Source organism: Delftia sp. CH05 (assembly GCF_009827015.1).
GTDB classification, from domain to species: Bacteria; Pseudomonadota; Gammaproteobacteria; order Burkholderiales; family Burkholderiaceae_C; genus Comamonas; species Comamonas tsuruhatensis.
Genome location: NZ_WUMG01000048.1, coordinates 1 through 17698 on the forward strand (window position 1 = coordinate 1; position 17698 = coordinate 17698).

A 17698-nucleotide genomic window follows, 5' to 3' on the forward strand; every position below is an offset into this window, starting at 1 on the left:
AACTCTACAGTTCGATCTTGAATTTAAAGTCTTTCGACTAACTCATAAAAACGGAATTGAAGTGAACTTCACTTCTATTCTCATGAGCGTTTTTTGGCTTCAAAGAGCCGAGTTCCAAAGAACTTGGCTGTTCGCCTCAAACGCCCACGCTTATCGGCTGTATATTTTTAAGGATCGAAGCGAAGAATTTCTTCTTTGCTTCTGACTTGCTGCGATCAGCGAAGCCTTGAATTCTAGCACAGTTTTTAGCGTCGTTGCAATCAAATTTCTTCGATTTTTTCAACACCAGCGATCTGCATCGCTCTCTTCAGCAGAGCCTTGCATTGTAGCACGTTTTCCCAACAAGCCAACAAGAAGAACTTCGCCACCGCAACCAGAGCATCAGCCCCAGCCACTTGATCAGGCCACCGAAGCAACCCTCTCATAAAAAAAACCACCCTTGCGGGTGGCTTTTTGATTTTGGCGGAAACGGAGGGATTCGAACCCTCGATGAGGCTCTACACCCCATACTCCCTTAGCAGGGGAGCACCTTCGGCCACTCGGTCACGTTTCCGGAATGACGTTATTGTAACGTGCTTTTTTGCCGGTTTCGGCAAAACATCGATTTTATTCCGTCTTGTCGAGGCCGAAGGCGGTGTGCAGCGCGCGCACGGCCAGCTCCAGGTACTTCTCGTCGATGACGACGGAGGTCTTGATCTCGGAGGTGGAGATCATCTGGATGTTCACACCTTCCTGGCTCAGCGCACGGAACATGGTGGAGGCCACGCCCACATGGCTGCGCATGCCGATACCGACGATGCTGACCTTGGCGATGTTGGGATTGCCGACGACTTCGGAGGCACCCAGGGCAGGCACGACCTTGTCACGCAGCAGTTCCATGGCGCGCTGGTAGTCGCCCTGGCTGACGGTGAAGCTGAAGTCGGTTTTGCCTTCCTTGCTGATGTTCTGGATGATCACATCGACTTCGATGTTGGCGTCGGCCACCGGGCCCAGGATGCCGTAGGCGATGCCAGGGGTGTCGGGCACGCCGAGAACGGAGATCTTGGCTTCGCCGCGGTTGAATGCGATGCCGGATACGACGGCCTTTTCCATTTTTTCGTCTTCCTCAAAAGTAATCAGCGTGCCGGAGGTGGACTCTTCCTCCAGGTCGATGTCCCAGGGCGTGAAGCTGGAGAGCACACGCATGGGCACCTTGTACTTGCCGGCAAATTCCACGGAGCGGATTTGCAGCACCTTGGAGCCGAGGCTGGCCATCTCCAGCATTTCCTCGAAGCTCACGGTGTTCAGGCGCTTGGCGGCCTGCACCACGCGCGGGTCGGTGGTGTAGACGCCGTCCACGTCGGTGTAGATCAGGCATTCGGCCGCCTTCAGCGCCGCAGCCACGGCCACGGCCGAGGTGTCGGAGCCGCCACGGCCGAGCGTGGTGACGTGACCGTTGGGATCAATACCCTGGAAGCCGGTGATGATGACCACGCGGCCAGCGTCGAGTTCGGCGCGAACGCGCTTGTCATCGATGGACTCGATGCGCGCCTTGGTGAAGCTGCTGTCCGTGCGCACGGGAACCTGCCAGCCCGAGAAGCTGATGGCTTCCAGGCCTTCGGCCTGCAGCGCAATGGCCAGCAGTGCCGACGACGCCTGCTCGCCCGTGGAGGCGAGCATGTCGAGTTCACGGTAGTACGCCGTTTTGGCCGAGCTGGGAGCCAGCTCGCTGGCCAGGCCCAGCAGACGGTTGGTTTCGCCACTCATGGCGCTGGGGACGACCACCATCTGGTGACCGGCCCTAGCCCACTTGGCCACGCGCTTGGCAACGTTGCGGATGCGCTCTGTCGAGCCCATCGAGGTGCCGCCGTATTTATGAACGATCAGTGCCATTGGATATCAGGGTGACGAAACTGCTAGGCACGGCGCTGTACGACAGGGGGTGCTTGTGCAAGCCAGGTGCTCAAGAGGACTGCGCATGTAGCGAAATGTCCGTCCAGACCCGTCTTGCGCAAGCCATTTGGTTTTGGCGCGCCGCCGGTTTTCGTGCAAAGTTGGACCAAAACCTGTCAATTGTACCAATCGAGCACTGACCCCAGGCGCCGCACAAAACCCCTGCCCATCTTGAGATGGATGCGGTGGCCTCGCGTACGGCAAACGCCGACCTGCGCGAGCAGTTGATCGAGCTGCGCGGCGCTCGGGGTGGTGGCATGCACGCTGCGCAGCCAGTGGCGCAGCACATTGGCCTGGCGCGCTGGGCTCAGCGCCTGCAATGCGGCGATGCGGGGCGGGTTGCCCACCGCACCCAGGTCGGCCTGGGCCATCTCCTGCAGGAGCTCGGCCGCTTCGGCGCAATGCCGGCTGCTGCGCGCAAAGGTGGCGCGAAACTGGGGGAAGGCCTGGTGCAACGCCGGCAGCAACTGGGCGCGGATGCGATTGCGGGTGTAGCGGGCATCGGCATTGGAAGGGTCTTCCACCCACTCCTGGCCGCGCGCAGCAAGCCAGTCCCGCAATACCTGGCCAGGCAGATCAAGCAGCGGTCGATACCACGCAAGTCCCGCCCTGCTCCACTGCGCCGGCATGGCGGCCAGCCCCGCAACGCCGGCGCCGCGCGACAGTGCCAGCAGCAGCGTCTCGACCTGATCGTCGGCATGCTGCGCCAGGGCCAGGCTGCGAACGGCAGGCATGGGCACACCACCCTGCGCAGGCCAGGGCTCGGTGGCGGCCTTGATCAACGTGGCGTAGCGCAACTGACGCGCCGCATCCTCAGGGCTTTGGCCCGACGCGTGGCGCGCATCCACGCGGCAGATCTTCAAGGGGACGGCATGCTGCGCACAGGTTTTTTCACACTGGAGCACAAAGGCATCGGCGGCCGACTGCAAACCGTGGTGCACATGGATGGCGACGACCTGGCCCGGCCAGCGCTCGGCGCAGGCCAGCAGCAACGCAGTGGAGTCCGCTCCGCCGCTGAAGGCAACGGCCAGCGGCAGCGGTGGCGCAAAGCGCTGGATGGCAGCACCCAAGGCGGCGCCTGACGCGACGTCTGACGCGGCGTCTGATGAGGTGTCCGGCAGGTTCTGCGGCAGGTCGGTGATCGGCATTTCCACAGGCTTGGATCAGGTATGTCAGAACTCAGGCCGAGTCCCGGCACAAAAAGAAAACGGCTCCCAGGGGGAGCCGTTCAGTGTGCCAGAGCGTGGCGCCGGCCTTCAGCGATTGTCTGCCTTGGTATCGGCGAAACGGCCGTAGCTTTGCAGGCGCTCGTAGCGGCGGTCCTGCAGCTCCTTGGGCTTGAGGTCGGCCAGCTGGCGGTACGCATCGCCCAGCGCACGCTTGAGGAAGGCGGCCATTTGCTTGGGGTCGCGGTGGGCGCCGCCCACGGGCTCGTTGACGATCTTGTCCACCAGGCCCAGGGCCTTGAGGCGGTGGGCCGTGATGCCCATGGCATCGGCAGCGTCCTGGGCCTTTTCGCCGGTCTTCCAAAGGATGGAGGCGCAGCCTTCCGGGCTGATCACGGAGTAGACGGCGTATTGCAGCATCAACACCTGGTCGGCGACGGCAATGGCCAGGGCGCCGCCCGAGCCACCTTCGCCGATGACGGTGGTGATGATGGGGGTCTGCAGCTGGGCCATTTCGTAGATGTTGCGGCCGATGGCTTCGGACTGGCCGCGCTCTTCGGCTTCGATTCCGGGGAAGGCGCCAGGCGTGTCCACGAAGGTGAAGACCGGCAGGCCGAACTTCTCTGCCGTCTTCATGAGGCGCAGCGCCTTGCGGTAGCCCTCGGGGCGCGTCATGCCGAAGTTGCGCAGCGTGCGCTCCTTGGTGTCGCGGCCCTTCTGGTGGCCGATGACCATGCAGGAAATGCCATTGAAGCGCGCCAGCCCGCCCACGATGGACTGGTCGTCGGCGAAGTGCCGGTCCCCGTGCATCTCGATGAAGTCGGTGAAGCAGTCGCGCACATAGTCCAGCGTGTAGGGACGCTCGGTATGGCGCGCGATCTTGGTGATCTGCCAGGGCGAGAGGTCGCTGTAGATGTCCTTGGTCAGCTGCAGGCTCTTTTTGCTGAGCTGCTCGATCTCTTCCGAGATGTCGACTGCGCTTTCGGTCTGCACGTAGCGCAGTTCCTCGATTTTGGATTCGAGCTCGGCAATGGGCTGCTCAAAATCCAGAAAGTTCTTTTTCGCCAACTTGTTTCTCCTTGTCCCAGCCAGGCACGGTGCATGCGTTCCGGCCGGAAAACGGGGGTTGATCGGGTGTGATCGGTTTGTCTTCAGGCGGCAGGCTGCGTCTCGAGCGAGCGCCAAATATACCAAGTCGCCACGGTGCACCACGGCTTCCAGGCCTCGGCAACCTCGCGCGCCTCGCTGCGGCTGACGGGGTCGCCTGAAAAATAGTTCTGGCTGATGCCCGAGATCAGGCCTGCATCGTCCAGCGGCAGCACATTGGGCCGCTGCAGGTAGAAGATGAGGAACATCTCGGCCGTCCACCGGCCCACGCCGCGGATGGACATGAGCTCGGCCACGATGGCTTCGTCGCTCATGCCCTGCCAGTCGTCCTGGTGCAGGCGGTGCTCGGTGAAATGCATGGCCAGGTCCACCAGGTAGTCCACCTTGCGGGCGGACAGGCCCACGGCGCGCATGTCGTCCACCTTGAGCTTGAGCACCAGGTCAGGCGCCATCCGCGCAGGCAGGCGTGCGAACTTGTTCCACAGCGTCTGCGCGGCCTTCATCGAGATCTGCTGGCCCACGATGGAGCGCGCCAACGTGGCAAAGGCATCGCCACCGGGCTGCAGGGCCAGGTGGGCAAAGCGCGGGATCAGGCGCTTCATCACGCGGTCGCGGCGCACGAGCTGGCGGCAGGCCTCGGCCCAGTAGGCAGGCGCGCCTTCGGGCGGCGCGGGCAGCGATATCTTGGCCTTGGGCGTGGCGGCAGCGGCCGCTGCGGCGGCAGGCGGCGAGCCTGCGCGCGCGCCCAGCGTCACCACCGGCAGCGGGGCCGGTTGCTGTTCGGGCACGGGCAGATCGGCCACCAGCGGCAACTGCTCGAAATCCATGGTGTCCAGGGGTTTGGCGGAGGCCATCAAAGCACCTCCCCGCACCTGGCGCGGCACGTCTGGCAAGGCATACGGATCAGCCCTTGGCGGCTGCCTCCCAGGTCGTGCCTGCAGGGGAGTCCTTGAGCACGATGCCCTGTTCCAGCAGCGCCTTGCGGATACGGTCGGCCTCGGCCCAGTCCTTGGCCGCCTTGGCGGCTGCGCGCGCGGCAATCTGCGCCTCGATGGCGGCGGCATCCACATCTGCCGCTCCTGCCTGCAGGAAGGCCTGGGGGTCGCCCTGCAGCAAGCCCAGGCATCCGGCCAGGGCCTTGAGCAGGCCCGCCGTCTCGGCGCTCTTGCTGCGATTGACTTCTGCAGCCAGCTCGAACAGCACGGCCACGGCCTCGGGCGTGCCGAAGTCCTCGTCCATGGCCGCCTTGAAGCGTGCGGCAGCGGGATGGCTCCAGTCGATGGCGACCTCGGCAGGCGCCACCAGGCTCAGCGCCGTGTACAGGCGCTTGAGCGCGCCGCGCGCATCGTTCAGATGCACGTCGCTGTAGTTCAGCGGGCTGCGGTAGTGGCTGCGCACGACGAAGAAGCGAACGGTCTCTGCGTCGTACTCCTTGAGCACGTCGCGGATGGTGAAGAAGTTGCCCAGCGACTTGGACATCTTCTCGTTGTCCACGTTGATGAAGCCGTTGTGCATCCAGACCTGCGAGAAAGGCTTGCCGGTCGCGCCTTCGCTCTGGGCAATCTCGTTTTCGTGGTGCGGGAACTGCAGATCGGCACCGCCACCGTGGATGTCGAAGCTCTCGCCCAGCATTTCGCAGCCCATGGCCGAGCACTCGATGTGCCAGCCCGGCCGGCCCGCGCCCCAGGGGCTGGCCCACTTGACCTCGTCGGGCTCGCTGGGCTTGGCGCTTTTCCACAGCACGAAGTCCAGCGGGTCCTGCTTGCCGTCCTGCACGGCCACGCGTTCGCCGGCCTGCAATTCGTCCAGCGACTTGCCCGACAGCTTGCCGTAGCCGGGGAACTTGCGCACGGCAAAGTTCACGTCGCCATCGCTGCCCTGGTAGGCCAGGCCCTTGTCCTGCAGGCGGCCGATCATGGACAGCATCTGCGGCACGTATTCGGTGGCGCGCGGCTCATGCGTGGGGCGTTCGATGCCCAGGGCGTCGGCGTCCTGGTGCAGCGCGTCGATCATGCGGTCGGTCAGCGAACGAATGGTCTCGCCGTTCTCCACGGCACGACGGATGATCTTGTCGTCGATATCGGTGATGTTGCGCACATAGGTCACGCGATTTCCGCTGGCCCGAAGCCAGCGCTGCACCACGTCGAAAGCGACCATGGAGCGCGCGTGTCCCAGGTGGCACAGGTCGTACACGGTCATGCCGCACACATACATGCGCACATGGCCCGGTTCGATTGGCGAAAACGCTTCCAATGCACGCGACAGCGTGTTGTAGATACGCAAACTCATGGATGTTCATCAGGGGAGAAAGGGCCGCTGCAGGGGGCGCGTCCCACGCGCCGCCGGACCCTTGGCGCCGATGCAGGCATGCTCAGCAGGGAGCAGGAGCGGCAGGCGCAGAGCCCGTGTGACCCAGCACACCCCTCAGCTACAATTCACAGCAGTATAAGCCCGCGCCGCGGGGCGTTTCCCCGAGGCCCCGAAAGCACCTACATGCCTCTACGCAACTCGTTTCGCTCCGCCCTGCGCCTCGCGGCACTGGCGGCCCTGCTCGCAACAGGCCACGCCCACGCCGACGACTATACGGAAGTGAACCAGTTGCTGCGCAACGGCAAAAGCACCCAGGCCCTGGCACGCGCCGAAGCCTATCTTGCCAAGAACGCACGCGACCCCCAGATGCGCTTTCTCAAGGCCGTGGCCCTGACCGACAGTGGCAAGACCGACGAGGCCATCGCCGCGCTGAACCAGCTCATCGAGGACTACCCCGAGCTTCCCGAGCCCTACAACAACCTGGCCGTCATCTACGCAGGCCAGAACCAGCTCGACAAGGCCCGCTCTGCCCTGGAGTCGGCCGTGCGCAACAACCCCAACTACGGCGTTGCCTACGAGAATCTGGGCGACATCCACGCCCGCCTGGCCTACGAGGCCTACGGCAAGGCACAAGGCCTGGACGGCCGTGCTGCCAGCGTGCGGCCCAAGCTCAAGCTGCTGCGCGAATTGCTGGCTCCAGTCACCGGCGCCAAATAGAAGACACGGCCCACACGCGCACCCCGGCGCCCAGGCACGGCGGTCTGCACGCCATTTGGGTCTTGCCACGCCTGCGCGCACGCACAGGAACCTGCCCCGGTTTTCCCACTCCATCCCCCAGCCCTTTGGCTTTCTCAGGAGATTTGCATGACCACACGCCGCATTGCGTCGCTTTCCCTGGCCGGCATGGCCCTGGCCGCTTCCCTTTGCACCGCCCTGCCCGCCATGGCGCAGAACGCCACACCCAAGGTGCAGCTCAAGACCAGCATGGGCGACATCGTGCTGGAGCTGAACGAGGCCAAGGCCCCCAAGACCGTGGCCAACTTCATGCAGTACGTGCGCGACAAGCACTATGACGGCACGGTGTTCCACCGCGTGATGGACGGCTTCATGATCCAGGGCGGCGGCATGGACGCCAGCCTCAAGGAAAAGCCCACGCGCGCGCCGATTCCGCTGGAAGCGGACAACGGTCTCAAGAATGACCGGGGCACCATCGCCATGGCGCGCACGGGCAATCCCAACTCGGCCACCTCGCAGTTCTTCATCAACGTGGTGAACAACGACATGCTCAACGCACCCAAGCCTGACGGACACGGCTACGCCGTCTTCGGCCGCGTGGTCCAGGGCATGGATGTGGTGGACAAAATCCGCACAGTGGCCACGGGCAACCAGGGCATGCACCAGAATGTACCCACCAAGCCGGTGACCATCCTCTCGGCCACCGAAGTCAAGTAAACCGCGCGCCGCGCCCAGCGTGGCACGCCCCTGCCCTCCACCCAACAAGGAATCGCCATGAGCAATCCCCAAGTCGAACTCCACATCGCCGACCACGGCGTCATCACCCTCGAACTCGACGCCGCCAAGGCCCCCAAGAGCACCGAGAACTTCCTGGCCTATGTGAACAAGGGCCACTACGACAACACCATCTTCCATCGCATCATCGATGGCTTCATGATCCAGGGCGGCGGCTTCGAGCCCGGCATGAAGCAAAAGGGCACCGATGCGCCCATCGAGAACGAGGCCAAGAACGGCCTGAAGAACGACAAGTACACCATCGCCATGGCCCGTACCGGCGACCCGCACTCGGCCACCGCCCAGTTCTTCATCAACGTGGCCGACAACGGCTTCCTGAACCACACCTCGCCCAGCGCCCAGGGCTGGGGCTATGCCGTGTTCGGCAAGGTGGTCAAGGGCACCGAGATCGTGGACAAGCTGCGCGGCGTGAAGACCGGCCGCAACGGCGGCCACCAGGACGTGCCCAAGGATGACGTGATCATCGAAAAGGCCGTGGCCCTGTAATCAGGCGCCCTCCCGACAAGGCGGCTGCCCCCTTGGCGTGCAGCCGCCCTGTTGTCCATGCACATGGCCCGCCCCTGGCCGTGCACATGGACAACAGCCCTGCTCCAGAGCCTTCCCCAGCCTTCATGCAGCGCCCTTGCCGGGCGCGCACCCGCCCATGGCCCAGACTGCCGCACCTCGCCCTCCCTGCGTGCCGCCCATTGCGGCCGAATGGACACTGCCCGCGGCCTGGCGCACGCTGGACTTCATCTCCGACCTGCACCTGCAGGCCTGCGAGCCCTCCACCGTGCAGGCCTTTCGCCGCTACCTGCACGCCACGCAGGCCGATGCCGTCTTTCTGCTCGGTGACCTGTTCGAAGTCTGGGTGGGCGACGACGCCTTGCTGGATCCCGGCAGTTTCGAGGCCGATTGCGCCGCCACCCTGCGCGAGGCCGCCGCCCGCAGGCCGCTGTTCTTCATGCAGGGCAACCGCGACTTCCTGACCGGAGCGCAGTTCGATGCGCTGTGCGGCACGACCACGCTGGCCGACCCCACCGTGCTCGACTGCGGCGACCAGCGCATCCTGCTCAGCCATGGCGATGCCCTGTGCCTGGACGATACGGACTACCAGCGCTTTCGCGCCATGGCGCGCTCCGCCGCGTGGCAGGCGGCCTTCCTGGCGCAGCCGCTGCCGCTGCGCCGCGAGCAGGCACGCGGCATCCGGCAGGAGAGCGAATCGCGCAAACGTGAATCGGCCGGAGCGGACGCAGCCTCCCCCTCCGCCAGCCACACCGCCGCCATGCCCACCTATGCCGACCTGGATGCCGAGGCCACGTGCAGCTGGCTGCGCGCCGCCCGCGCCGCCACCCTGGTCCACGGCCACACGCACCGCCCGGCCGACCATGAACTGAGCGATGGCCTGCGGCGTGTGGTGCTCAGCGACTGGGATTTGGCAGCCGCCGTGCCGCGCGCCGAAGTGCTGCGCTGGGAGCAGGGCCAGGGCCTGCGGCGCCTGCCGCTGTCCGAAGTACTTGAACAGGCGCCCCAACGATGAGCCTCTGGCGACAACTGGGCCACTGGGCCCGGCGGCTGGGCCGCCGCGCACGCTCCGCCGTCTCGCCGGTGCCCGAGATACCAGCGCCGCTGTGGCTGTCCACACTGGCCGCCTACCCCTTTCTTTCCTCGCTGACGCTGGAGGAGCAATCGAAGCTGCGCGCACTGGCCGCCGTCTTCCTGCAGCGCAAGCGCTTCCACGGCGCGCACGGCCTGCAAGTGAGCGACGCCATGGCGCTGGAGATTGCCGCCCAGGCCTGCCTGCCACTGCTGCACTGGGGCGAGCCGCAGGGCGCGCTGTCCTGGTATGACGACTTTGTCGGCATCGTGGTGCACCCGGGCGATGCCGTGGCACGGCGCCAGAGCATGGACGAGGCCGGCGTCATCCACGACTACGACGAAGTGATCATGGGCGAGGCCATGCATGGCGGCCCCGTCATGCTGAGCTGGCAGGCCATCGGCGCAGGCCGCGGGCCGCATGCCAGCCACCACGGTCACGGCGGCCAGGCCGCCAACGTGGTGATCCACGAATTCGCCCACAAGATCGACATGCGCAACGGCGGCGCCGATGGCTGCCCGCCCCTGCCGCCCGGTTTCATGGGCAGCGGCTCCGCGCGCCAGGCCCGCGAGATATGGCAGGCCGCCTGGGCGCCGGCCTACGACGCCTTCCGTGAGCAGATCACCATCGCCGAACGCTTTGGCGGCGAATGGCCTTGGCTGGACGGCTATGGCGCCACGGCGCCCGCCGAATTCTTCGCCGTGGCCTGCGAAGCCTTCTTCGTGGACCGCGCCCGCTTTGCCCTGGAATTCCCCACGCTGGAGCCGCTGCTGGCTGCGCTCTTCAAGCCGGCCACCCGTCACCCCTGATCGGAGCAAACCTCCTTCAGCGCCTGGGCAAACAGGCGCTGCTCCTCGTACTGCCCGCCCGCCTTGCGCTCGAACAGGGTGATGGGTGGCAGGGTCCAGCCGAAACGGTGGCGCACGATGCCCACGCCCGCGATGCGCACCAGTTCCTCGGCAATGTCGGCCGGCACGATGGACACGGCCCGCTCATTGGCCGCCACCAGTTCGCCGATCACCTTGGCCGAGAGCGTTTCCACAAACGGCGGCGGTGGCTCCACGCCCGCGCGCAGAAAAAAGTCGGTGATCTGCTCGCGCATGGGCGTGCGGCGCTGGCCCAGCACCCAGTCAAGCCCCGTGAGTTCGGCCCACTGCAGAGGCCGGCGCCCCAGCCGCGTGGCCAGGCTGCGGTGGGCGATCAGGCGAGGCTCCTGCTCATAAAGCACGCTGTGCCGTATGCCGCTCATGTCCAGCACGGCCGAGGCGCGGCCAATCACGCAGTCCAGCTCATGTGCGCGCAACTTTTGCAGCAGGCGGTCGCTGGTGTCCTCATGCAGCGTGACCGTGATGCGCCGGCCTTGCGGCCGCGTCCTGCCGATGGCATCGGCCAGCATGCGCGCAGGCAGGAAGGGGATGACACCCACCTGCAGGTGCGCCGCACGCTGCTGCCCCACGGCCTCGATGTCGTGGGCCCAATGGTCCAGGTCGGCCAGCATGCCCCGGGCGCGCGCCAGCACCAGCGCGCCCAGCTCCGTAGGCTCCATGCCGCGCGCAGAACGCAGGAACAGGGGCGCGCCGAACAATGACTCCAGCTCGGCCAGGGCCTGGGTCACGGCGGGCTGGCTGGTGGCCATGCGCTCGGCCACGCGGGTCAGCGTGCCCAGCTCGCTGATGGAGCGCAGCAGCAGCAAATGCTTCATCTTCAAACGCGTGGCCATGCGGTGGGCCAGTTGGGCAGTGGTCGATGCAGTGCGGTTTTGCGGCATGGCTTCAGGCGTGGCGCGTCATAAGCAAAACCATATTGAACAATAAAAACAAACGAATTTCTGCTTATGCATGCGTTCCAGAATTCCGGCGTCTTGCACACCCAGAACGAAAGGACCAGGCAGACCATGGATGGCATGTTTTTCATCATCGCGCTGGGCGCGGCGGCGGCCGGATTCGTGCAGGGCCTGTCGGGCTTTGCCTTCGGCATGGTGGCCATGTCGTTCTGGGCCTGGGTGCTGGAGCCGCGCGATGCAGCCGTGCTCACCGTCTTCGGCTCGCTGCTGGGCCAGGTGCTGTCGGCCATCACCGTGCGGCGCGGGTTTGCGCTGGCAAAGCTGCTGCCCTTCATCCTGGGCGGTCTTGCCGGCATACCCCTGGGTGTCTTGCTGCTGCCGCACCTGGACATGGCCTGGTTCAAGGCCCTGCTGGGCGGCATGCTGGTGCTGTGGTGCCCGGTGATGCTGCTGTCGGCCCGCCTGCCCAGGCTGGCGCGCGGCGGTCGGGTGGCAGACGGCGCCGTGGGCCTGGCGGGCGGCGTGATGGGCGGACTGGGCGGCTTCACGGGCACGCTGCCCACGCTGTGGTGCACGCTGCGCGGCTACCCCAAGGATGAGCAGCGCTCGGTCATCCAGAACTTCAACCTGTCCATGCTGGCCGTGACCATGGCCACCTACCTGGGCACCGGCATGGTCGCGCGCAGCATGCTGCCGCTGTTCGCCATCGTGGCGCCGGCCATGCTCATTCCATCGCTGCTGGGCTCCAGGCTCTATATCGGCATCAGCGAGATGCGTTTCCGGCAGATCGTGCTGGGCCTGCTGTGCCTGTCCGGCGTGGCGCTGCTGGCCTCCTCGGTGCCGGTGCTGCTGCAGCGCGCGGGCTGAGCGCGCCGAACGCGCTGCCGGGAAGGCCTGGAACCAAGCCTGCCGGCTGCAGCAGATGACCAGGCAACGGCAGCAACACGTGCAGGGGCTGGGCAATGAACTGGCCGCCGCCAATAAGGATCTGCAGCGCGCGCAAGACTGGGCACTGCCCTCGAAAAAAGGCGGGGCAGGAATCGCTCCCTGCCCCGCCTTCAAGCGCCCGCCGCGTGGCGGGAACGCCTTCTTCTCCCTCGATGGCGCATCAGTACCGCGCGTCGGCCGGCTTCTTGTCCTTGGGCCAGTCCTTGTGCTTGTTGGCAAAGTCCGGGCGCGGCTGGTGGCTGAAGTACTCGGCCACGTCCACGGCCTCCTGGTCGCTGAGGCCGCCCTGGCCCAGCGGGAAATTGCCATGGAAGGCGATGGGCATGTTGCGCTTGACGAAGGCCGCTGCCGTATAGGTGCGCGCCATGCCCGCACCGATGTTGAAGGACTGGTCACCCCACAGCGGCGGATAGACCCACTGTCCCTTGGCATTCTTCACGCCTTCGCCCTCGCCGCCATGGCAGACCGCGCACTGGGCCGCATAGACCTTCTTGCCGTTGTCCACGTTGGGCACGATGGACTGGCTGATCTTGCCCACGCCACGGCCTTCGACCTTGTCCTCGGGCTTGGTTTCGCGGCGCATCCAGTCGAAGTAGGCGACCATGGCCTTGATCTCGTCGGACTCCAGCGGCAGCGGCTTGCCGTTCATGGAGCGCAGGAAGCAGCCATTGATGCGGTCCTCCAGCGTGATGACGCGGCCCGCGCGCGGCGCATAGCCGGGGAAGAAGGCCGAGACACCGATGTAGGGCGAACCATCGGCCACCGTGCCCGCGTTCAGATGGCAGCTGGCGCAATTCAGCGCATTGCCCACATTCCTGGGCAGCAGGTCACGCGTCTCTATGTTCAGGCGGGCGCCGTAGACCAGTTGCTTCGCGTTGGATTCGTCCAGCATGGCGGCCAGGCGCGGCGTCTCGAAGGGGCGTGCGCTTTCGCCCTTGGCATCGAGCTGCTTGCGCATGGATTGCACCTCCTTGGCATGGATCTCGCGCGCATCGGCACGGCCCCAGCTCCTGCGGGCGAAGTTGAGGATGTCGGCGATCTCCGCATCCTTGAGCTGTGCGAAGGCCGGCATGGTCAGCGGCCGTGCATGGCTTTGCGTGACGGGCGCCTTCCAGCCCGCCAGCATCAGATGGATCAGGGTGGACGGGTCCTGCGACTGCAGCGAGAAATTGCCGGCCAGCGGCGGGAACACATCCTTCACGCCACCGCCATCGGCACGGTGGCAGTCGGCGCAGAACTGCAGATAGCCCAGGCCACCCCGGCTGGCGTAGAGATCGGCAGGCACGTCGGAAGACACTGCCGAGGCGGCGGACGGTGCATGCACGGAGGCCTGCGACGCCGGATGCGGGGCGATGACCGGCCCCGGCCCCTGGGCCACCTGCATGGGCAGGTCGTTCTTGCCTGCGGGCAGCGACTTCAGATAGATGCCGATGGCCAGCAGGTCCTCGTCACTCATGTACTGGGTGCTGTGCTGCACCACATCGACCATGTTGCCGGAGACCGTGCCGTGGCTGTTGCGCCCGGTCTTGAGCAGTTGGGCGGTCTCCTCGGGTGTCCACAGGTCGCGCAGGCTCAGTGCGCGCCAGTTCTCCACGGTCTCGCCGGCCAGGAAGTACTCGCCCTTGCGGCCCTCGCCGGTCATGGTCTTTTCCTGGAAGCCCACGCCGCGCGGCGTATGGCAGGCGCCGCAGTGGCCCAGGCCCTGCACCAGGTAGGCGCCCCGGTTCCACTGGGCAGTTTGCTGCGGTTGGGGCTGGAAGGGCGCGTCATCCAGAAACACCCAGTTCCACAGCGCCAGGCCCCAGCGCTGGTTGAAGGGAAGGCCCAGGTCGGACTCCTTGTTGGCCGCCTTCACGGGCGCCACGCCCTGCATCAGGTAGGCGTACAGGGCCTGCATGTCCTCGGCCGTCATCTTGGCGTAGGAGGGATAGGGCATGGCCGGGTACATGTTGCGGCCATCGGCTGCCACGCCCTTGCGCATGGCGCGGTCGAACTGCTCGAAGCTGTATTTGCCCATGCCCGTATCGGCGTCGGGCGAGATATTGGTGGAATAGATCTTGCCGAATGGCGTCTCCAGCGCCAGGCCACCGCCCATGGGCTGTGTTTTATTTCCGGTATGGCAGGCCACGCAATCACCGAGTCGCGCGATATAACGACCACGGTCTACCAGGGTTCTTTGCTCGGCGGTCAGGTCCGCCGCATAGTCGGCGGGCAGGTCATCGATGATCTGCGGCATTTGCGCATGATCCACCTCGGGCGCCGGCGCCGAGATGGCGAGCTGCCATGCGGCAGCCGACAGCACGGCCACGCACAGCAGGCCTTGCTTGAGCGAGAGTTTCATCGTCTTCTATCCCGTGAAATAAATTATTATTGAAAGAGAAAATCGGATATTGACGAGATATTCCACCCAACGCATGCAACCATTGCAGCAAATATCAATCTCTTTGCGCAATATCTTCTTATATATACAAATTCTAGTGGAATCACCCTATTTTTTGATGCAAGCCGACGAAAAAGATAAGCCACTTGCGCATTTAACGCGGGCTTAATCCATCCACAGGAAAAGTGGCGGCGCAAATGGGGGCGCAGCCATGCAAAGCGGCCCCGCGAAGGGGCCGCCATGTGTACATCCCGGGGATGCCGGGTGCGTGGACAGGCTCGGCTCAACCCGCGTGGATCATCCGGCGCGCGGCCTGCGCCACGCTGTGTGCATCCACCCCAAAGTAGCCGCGCAGCGCCGCACGCGTGTCGCTGCGGCCGAAGCCGTCCGTGCCCAGCGTGAGGAAACGGCGGCCTGCGGGCAGGAAGGCGCGCACGGTCTCGGGCACCGCGCGCACATAGTCGGTGGCGGCAATCACCGGGCCCTGCGTACCTTGCAGCAGCTGCGCGATCCAGGGCTGGCCAGGTGCCTCGCCCGCCAGCATGCGCTGCTCGCAGGCCACGCCATCGCGCGCCAGCTCGCTCCAGCTGGTCACGCTGACCACGGTGGCGGCCATGCCCTCGCTGGCCAATTGCTCGGCGGCCTTGAGCACTTCGGTGAGGATGGCGCCCGATCCCAGCAAGGTGACATGCTGCGTGGCACGGTCCGCATCGCCAAAGCGGCTGAACACATAGGCGCCGCGCAGCACGCCTTCGGCAGCGCCTGCGGGCAGGTCGGGCTGGGCATAGTTCTCGTTCATCAGCGTGATGTAGTAGAAAACGTCGCGCTGCTCGACCAGCATCTCGTGCATGCCGGCGTCCAGTATCACGGCCAGCTCGCCCGCATGCGCGGGGTCCCAGGCCTTGCAGTTGGGAATGGTGGCCGCCACCAGATGGCTGGAGCCGTCCTGGTGCTGCAGGCCTTCTCCGCCCAGCGTGGTGCGGCCCGAGGTGGCGCCCAGCAAAAAGCCGCGCGCCCGCTGGTCGGCCGCCGCCCAGATGGCGTCGCCCACGCGCTGGAAGCCGAACATGGAGTAGTAGATGTAGAACGGAAGCATGGCCAGGCCGTGCACGCTGTAGCTGGTGGCCGCCGCCGTCCAGCTGGCGACGGCACCGGCCTCGCTGATGCCCTCCTCCAGGATCTGGCCGTCCAGCGCCTCGCGGTAGGACAGCACCGAGCCGATGTCCTCGGGCGCGTAGCGCTGGCCCAGGCTGCTGTAGATGCCCACCTGCTTGAACAGGTTGGCCATGCCGAAGGTGCGCGCCTCGTCGGCCACGATGGGCACGATGCGCGGGCCCAGCTGCGCATCCTTGAGCAGGCTGCCCAGCATGCGCACGAAGGCCATGGTGGTGCTCATTTCCTTGCCGGCAGGCGCCAGCGCGAACTGGGCGTATTGCTCCAGCGCTGGAACGGGCACGCGGTCGCACACCGTTTCGCGGCGCGGCAGTGCGCCGCCCAGGGCCGTTCGGCGCTCGCGCAGGTACTGCATCTCGGCACTGTCATCGGCAGGCTTGTGGAAGGCCAGGCCCTTGGCCTGCTCGTCGCTCAGCGGCAGGTTGAAGCGGTTGCGGAACTCGATCAGGTCGGTCTCGTCCAGCTTCTTCTGGCTGTGCGTGGTCATCTTGCCCTGCCCGGCCGAGCCCATGCCGTAGCCCTTCTTGGTATGGGCCAGGATCACCGTGGGCTGGCCGCGATGGGCGGCAGCCGCTGCATAGGCCGCATGGATCTTCACCAGATCATGGCCGCCTCGCTTCAAGCGGTCGATCTGCTCGTCCGTCAGGCCCTGGGCCAGGGCGGCGAGCTCGGGGTTCTGTCCAAAGAAATGCTCGCGGTTGTAGCGGCCGTCCTTGGCGGCGAAGGTCTGCATCTGCCCGTCCACCGTGCCGCCCAGCGTGCGTGCCAGGGTGCCGGTGATGTCGCGAGCCAACAGCCCGTCCCAGTCGCTGCCCCACAGCAGCTTGACCACGTTCCAGCCCGCGCCGGCGAACAGCCGCTCCAGTTCATCGACGATGCGGCCGTTGCCGCGCACCGGGCCGTCCAGGCGCTGCAGATTGCAGTTGACCACCCAGACCAGGTTGTCCAGCCCCTCGCGCGCGGCCAGCGTGAGGGCACTCATGCTTTCGGGCTCGTCCATCTCGCCGTCGCCGAACACGCCCCAGACCTTGCGCTCCTGGCAGTCCAGCAGGCGGCGGTGCGTGAGATAGCGCATGAAGCGCGCGTGGTAGATGCTGCTGATGGGGCCTATGCCCATGGAGCCCGTCGGGAACTGCCAGAAGTCGGGCATCAGCCAGGGATGGGGATAGCTGGACAGGCCTTGCGCGCCAGCGGCCGGCGCGCTGATCTCCTGCCGATAGTGCTGCAGGTCCTGCTCGCTCAGCCGCCCTTCCAGGAAGGCGCGCGCATACACGCCGGGGGCGCTGTGCGGCTGGAAGAACACCAGGTCGCCTCGGTGCTGGCCCGGCGCCAGCCCCTCCCGGGCATGGAAGAAATGGCTGAACCCGGTCTCGAACAGGTCGGCCGCGCTGGCGTAGCTGGCGATGTGCCCGCCCAGCTCGCCATAGGCCTGGTTGGCGCGCACCACCATGGCCAGCGCATTCCAGCGCATGATGGACGCCAGCCGCTCCTCCATGGCCAGGTCGCCCGGAAACACCGGCTGCTGCTGCGCGGCCACGGTGTTCACATAGGGCGTATTCAGGTCGGGCTGCCAGCCCAGGCGCTGCTCGCGCGCCATGCGCGCCAGCTCTTCGAGCACGAAGCGCGCGCGCTGCGGCCCCTCGGCGGCGACCAGGGCCGCGAAGGCCTCCCGCCATTCGGTGGTTTCCTGGGGATCGGTATCGATATCGGCCAGCGTGGCCAGCGGCGTGGGTGCGTTCATGCCCGCCACTTTAGGACTGGCGGACCGGCATGAGCAGCCGTTCATGGATAAG

Annotated in this window: 15 protein-coding genes and 1 tRNA gene; 7 read left to right on the top strand and 9 right to left on the bottom strand. The window is 65.8% G+C overall.

What is annotated here, in order from left to right:
* A partial coding sequence (locus GRX31_RS30925; protein ID WP_209801177.1) for a hypothetical protein occupies positions 1 to 205 on the top strand: 205 nt, incomplete at its 5' end.
* A gap of 255 nt (positions 206 to 460) precedes the next feature.
* Here the strand turns inward: GRX31_RS30925 and GRX31_RS25360 are convergent.
* From GRX31_RS25360 to cysS, 6 genes are all read right to left on the bottom strand, one after another.
* Positions 461 to 553, bottom strand: a tRNA-Ser gene (locus tag GRX31_RS25360).
* A gap of 53 nt (positions 554 to 606) precedes the next feature.
* Complete coding sequence (locus tag GRX31_RS25365; protein ID WP_016450530.1) at positions 607 to 1872, bottom strand: aspartate kinase; 1266 nt, start codon at positions 1870 to 1872, stop codon at positions 607 to 609.
* A gap of 176 nt (positions 1873 to 2048) precedes the next feature.
* Entirely contained in the window at positions 2049 to 3080 is a 1032-nt protein-coding gene (gene tilS, locus GRX31_RS25370) for a tRNA lysidine(34) synthetase TilS (RefSeq protein ID WP_160855448.1), read from the bottom strand.
* Positions 3081 to 3188: 108 nt separating this feature from the next.
* Entirely contained in the window at positions 3189 to 4166 is a 978-nt protein-coding gene (locus GRX31_RS25375; RefSeq protein ID WP_012204428.1) for an acetyl-CoA carboxylase carboxyltransferase subunit alpha, read from the bottom strand.
* A gap of 83 nt (positions 4167 to 4249) precedes the next feature.
* Positions 4250 to 5059 (bottom strand): DNA-3-methyladenine glycosylase family protein, encoded by an 810-nt coding sequence (locus GRX31_RS25380; RefSeq protein WP_016450533.1) that lies wholly within the window; start codon positions 5057 to 5059, stop codon positions 4250 to 4252.
* Between the two features lie 49 nt (positions 5060 to 5108).
* On the bottom strand, positions 5109 to 6494 hold the full coding sequence (cysS, locus tag GRX31_RS25385) for a cysteine--tRNA ligase (protein ID WP_047325717.1): 1386 nt from the start codon (positions 6492 to 6494) through the stop codon (positions 5109 to 5111).
* A gap of 204 nt (positions 6495 to 6698) precedes the next feature.
* Between cysS and GRX31_RS25390 the strand changes: the two genes are divergently transcribed.
* From GRX31_RS25390 to GRX31_RS25410, 5 genes are all read left to right on the top strand, one after another.
* Positions 6699 to 7232, top strand: a complete 534-nt coding sequence (locus GRX31_RS25390) for a tetratricopeptide repeat protein (protein ID WP_160855450.1) — start codon at positions 6699 to 6701, stop codon at positions 7230 to 7232.
* 147 nt (positions 7233 to 7379) lie between these two features.
* The gene (locus tag GRX31_RS25395) at positions 7380 to 7967 is read left to right on the top strand and encodes a peptidylprolyl isomerase (protein ID WP_016450536.1); all 588 of its coding nucleotides are present in this window, start codon (positions 7380 to 7382) and stop codon (positions 7965 to 7967) included.
* A 57-nt stretch (positions 7968 to 8024) separates the two neighbouring features.
* Positions 8025 to 8531 (top strand): peptidylprolyl isomerase, encoded by a 507-nt coding sequence (locus tag GRX31_RS25400; RefSeq protein WP_016450537.1) that lies wholly within the window; start codon positions 8025 to 8027, stop codon positions 8529 to 8531.
* Positions 8532 to 8688: 157 nt separating this feature from the next.
* Entirely contained in the window at positions 8689 to 9564 is an 876-nt protein-coding gene (locus GRX31_RS25405; RefSeq protein WP_160855452.1) for a UDP-2,3-diacylglucosamine diphosphatase, read from the top strand.
* The gene (locus GRX31_RS25410; protein WP_017405651.1) at positions 9561 to 10430 is read left to right on the top strand and encodes a zinc-dependent peptidase; all 870 of its coding nucleotides are present in this window, start codon (positions 9561 to 9563) and stop codon (positions 10428 to 10430) included. The genes GRX31_RS25405 and GRX31_RS25410 overlap by 4 nt, the downstream gene beginning before the upstream one ends.
* On the opposite strand, the gene GRX31_RS25415 is transcribed toward GRX31_RS25410, so the two are convergent.
* Positions 10421 to 11389, bottom strand: coding sequence for a LysR family transcriptional regulator (locus tag GRX31_RS25415; RefSeq protein ID WP_071954826.1), 969 nt, complete (start codon positions 11387 to 11389; stop codon positions 10421 to 10423). The genes GRX31_RS25410 and GRX31_RS25415 overlap by 10 nt on opposite strands.
* Positions 11390 to 11515: 126 nt before the next feature.
* Between GRX31_RS25415 and GRX31_RS25420 the strand changes: the two genes are divergently transcribed.
* Positions 11516 to 12271: a sulfite exporter TauE/SafE family protein gene (locus tag GRX31_RS25420; RefSeq protein WP_231574442.1), complete on the top strand. Its 756-nt coding sequence runs from the start codon at positions 11516 to 11518 to the stop codon at positions 12269 to 12271.
* Positions 12272 to 12512: 241 nt separating this feature from the next.
* On the opposite strand, the gene GRX31_RS25425 is transcribed toward GRX31_RS25420, so the two are convergent.
* Positions 12513 to 14693: a c-type cytochrome gene (locus tag GRX31_RS25425; protein WP_160855454.1), complete on the bottom strand. Its 2181-nt coding sequence runs from the start codon at positions 14691 to 14693 to the stop codon at positions 12513 to 12515.
* A 322-nt stretch (positions 14694 to 15015) separates the two neighbouring features.
* Entirely contained in the window at positions 15016 to 17646 is a 2631-nt protein-coding gene (mdeB, locus tag GRX31_RS25430) for an alpha-ketoglutarate dehydrogenase (RefSeq protein WP_160855456.1), read from the bottom strand.
* Positions 17647 to 17698: the final 52 nt, after the last annotated feature.

Excerpts from the sequence above, each read along its gene's own strand:
- GRX31_RS25365 (WP_016450530.1), bottom strand. The coding sequence starts at position 1,872 with ATGGCACTGATCGTTCATAAATACGGCGGCACCTCGATGGGCTCGACA.
- tilS (WP_160855448.1), bottom strand. The coding sequence starts at position 3,080 with ATGCCGATCACCGACCTGCCGCAGAACCTGCCGGACACCTCATCAGAC.
- GRX31_RS25380 (WP_016450533.1), bottom strand. The coding sequence starts at position 5,059 with ATGGCCTCCGCCAAACCCCTGGACACCATGGATTTCGAGCAGTTGCCG.
- cysS (WP_047325717.1), bottom strand. The coding sequence starts at position 6,494 with ATGAGTTTGCGTATCTACAACACGCTGTCGCGTGCATTGGAAGCGTTT.
- GRX31_RS25390 (WP_160855450.1), top strand. The coding sequence starts at position 6,699 with ATGCCTCTACGCAACTCGTTTCGCTCCGCCCTGCGCCTCGCGGCACTG.
- GRX31_RS25395 (WP_016450536.1), top strand. The coding sequence starts at position 7,380 with ATGACCACACGCCGCATTGCGTCGCTTTCCCTGGCCGGCATGGCCCTG.
- GRX31_RS25400 (WP_016450537.1), top strand. The coding sequence starts at position 8,025 with ATGAGCAATCCCCAAGTCGAACTCCACATCGCCGACCACGGCGTCATC.
- GRX31_RS25405 (WP_160855452.1), top strand. The coding sequence starts at position 8,689 with ATGGCCCAGACTGCCGCACCTCGCCCTCCCTGCGTGCCGCCCATTGCG.
- GRX31_RS25410 (WP_017405651.1), top strand. The coding sequence starts at position 9,561 with ATGAGCCTCTGGCGACAACTGGGCCACTGGGCCCGGCGGCTGGGCCGC.
- GRX31_RS25415 (WP_071954826.1), bottom strand. The coding sequence starts at position 11,389 with ATGCCGCAAAACCGCACTGCATCGACCACTGCCCAACTGGCCCACCGC.
- GRX31_RS25420 (WP_231574442.1), top strand. The coding sequence starts at position 11,516 with ATGGATGGCATGTTTTTCATCATCGCGCTGGGCGCGGCGGCGGCCGGA.
- GRX31_RS25425 (WP_160855454.1), bottom strand. The coding sequence starts at position 14,693 with ATGAAACTCTCGCTCAAGCAAGGCCTGCTGTGCGTGGCCGTGCTGTCG.
- mdeB (WP_160855456.1), bottom strand. The coding sequence starts at position 17,646 with ATGAACGCACCCACGCCGCTGGCCACGCTGGCCGATATCGATACCGAT.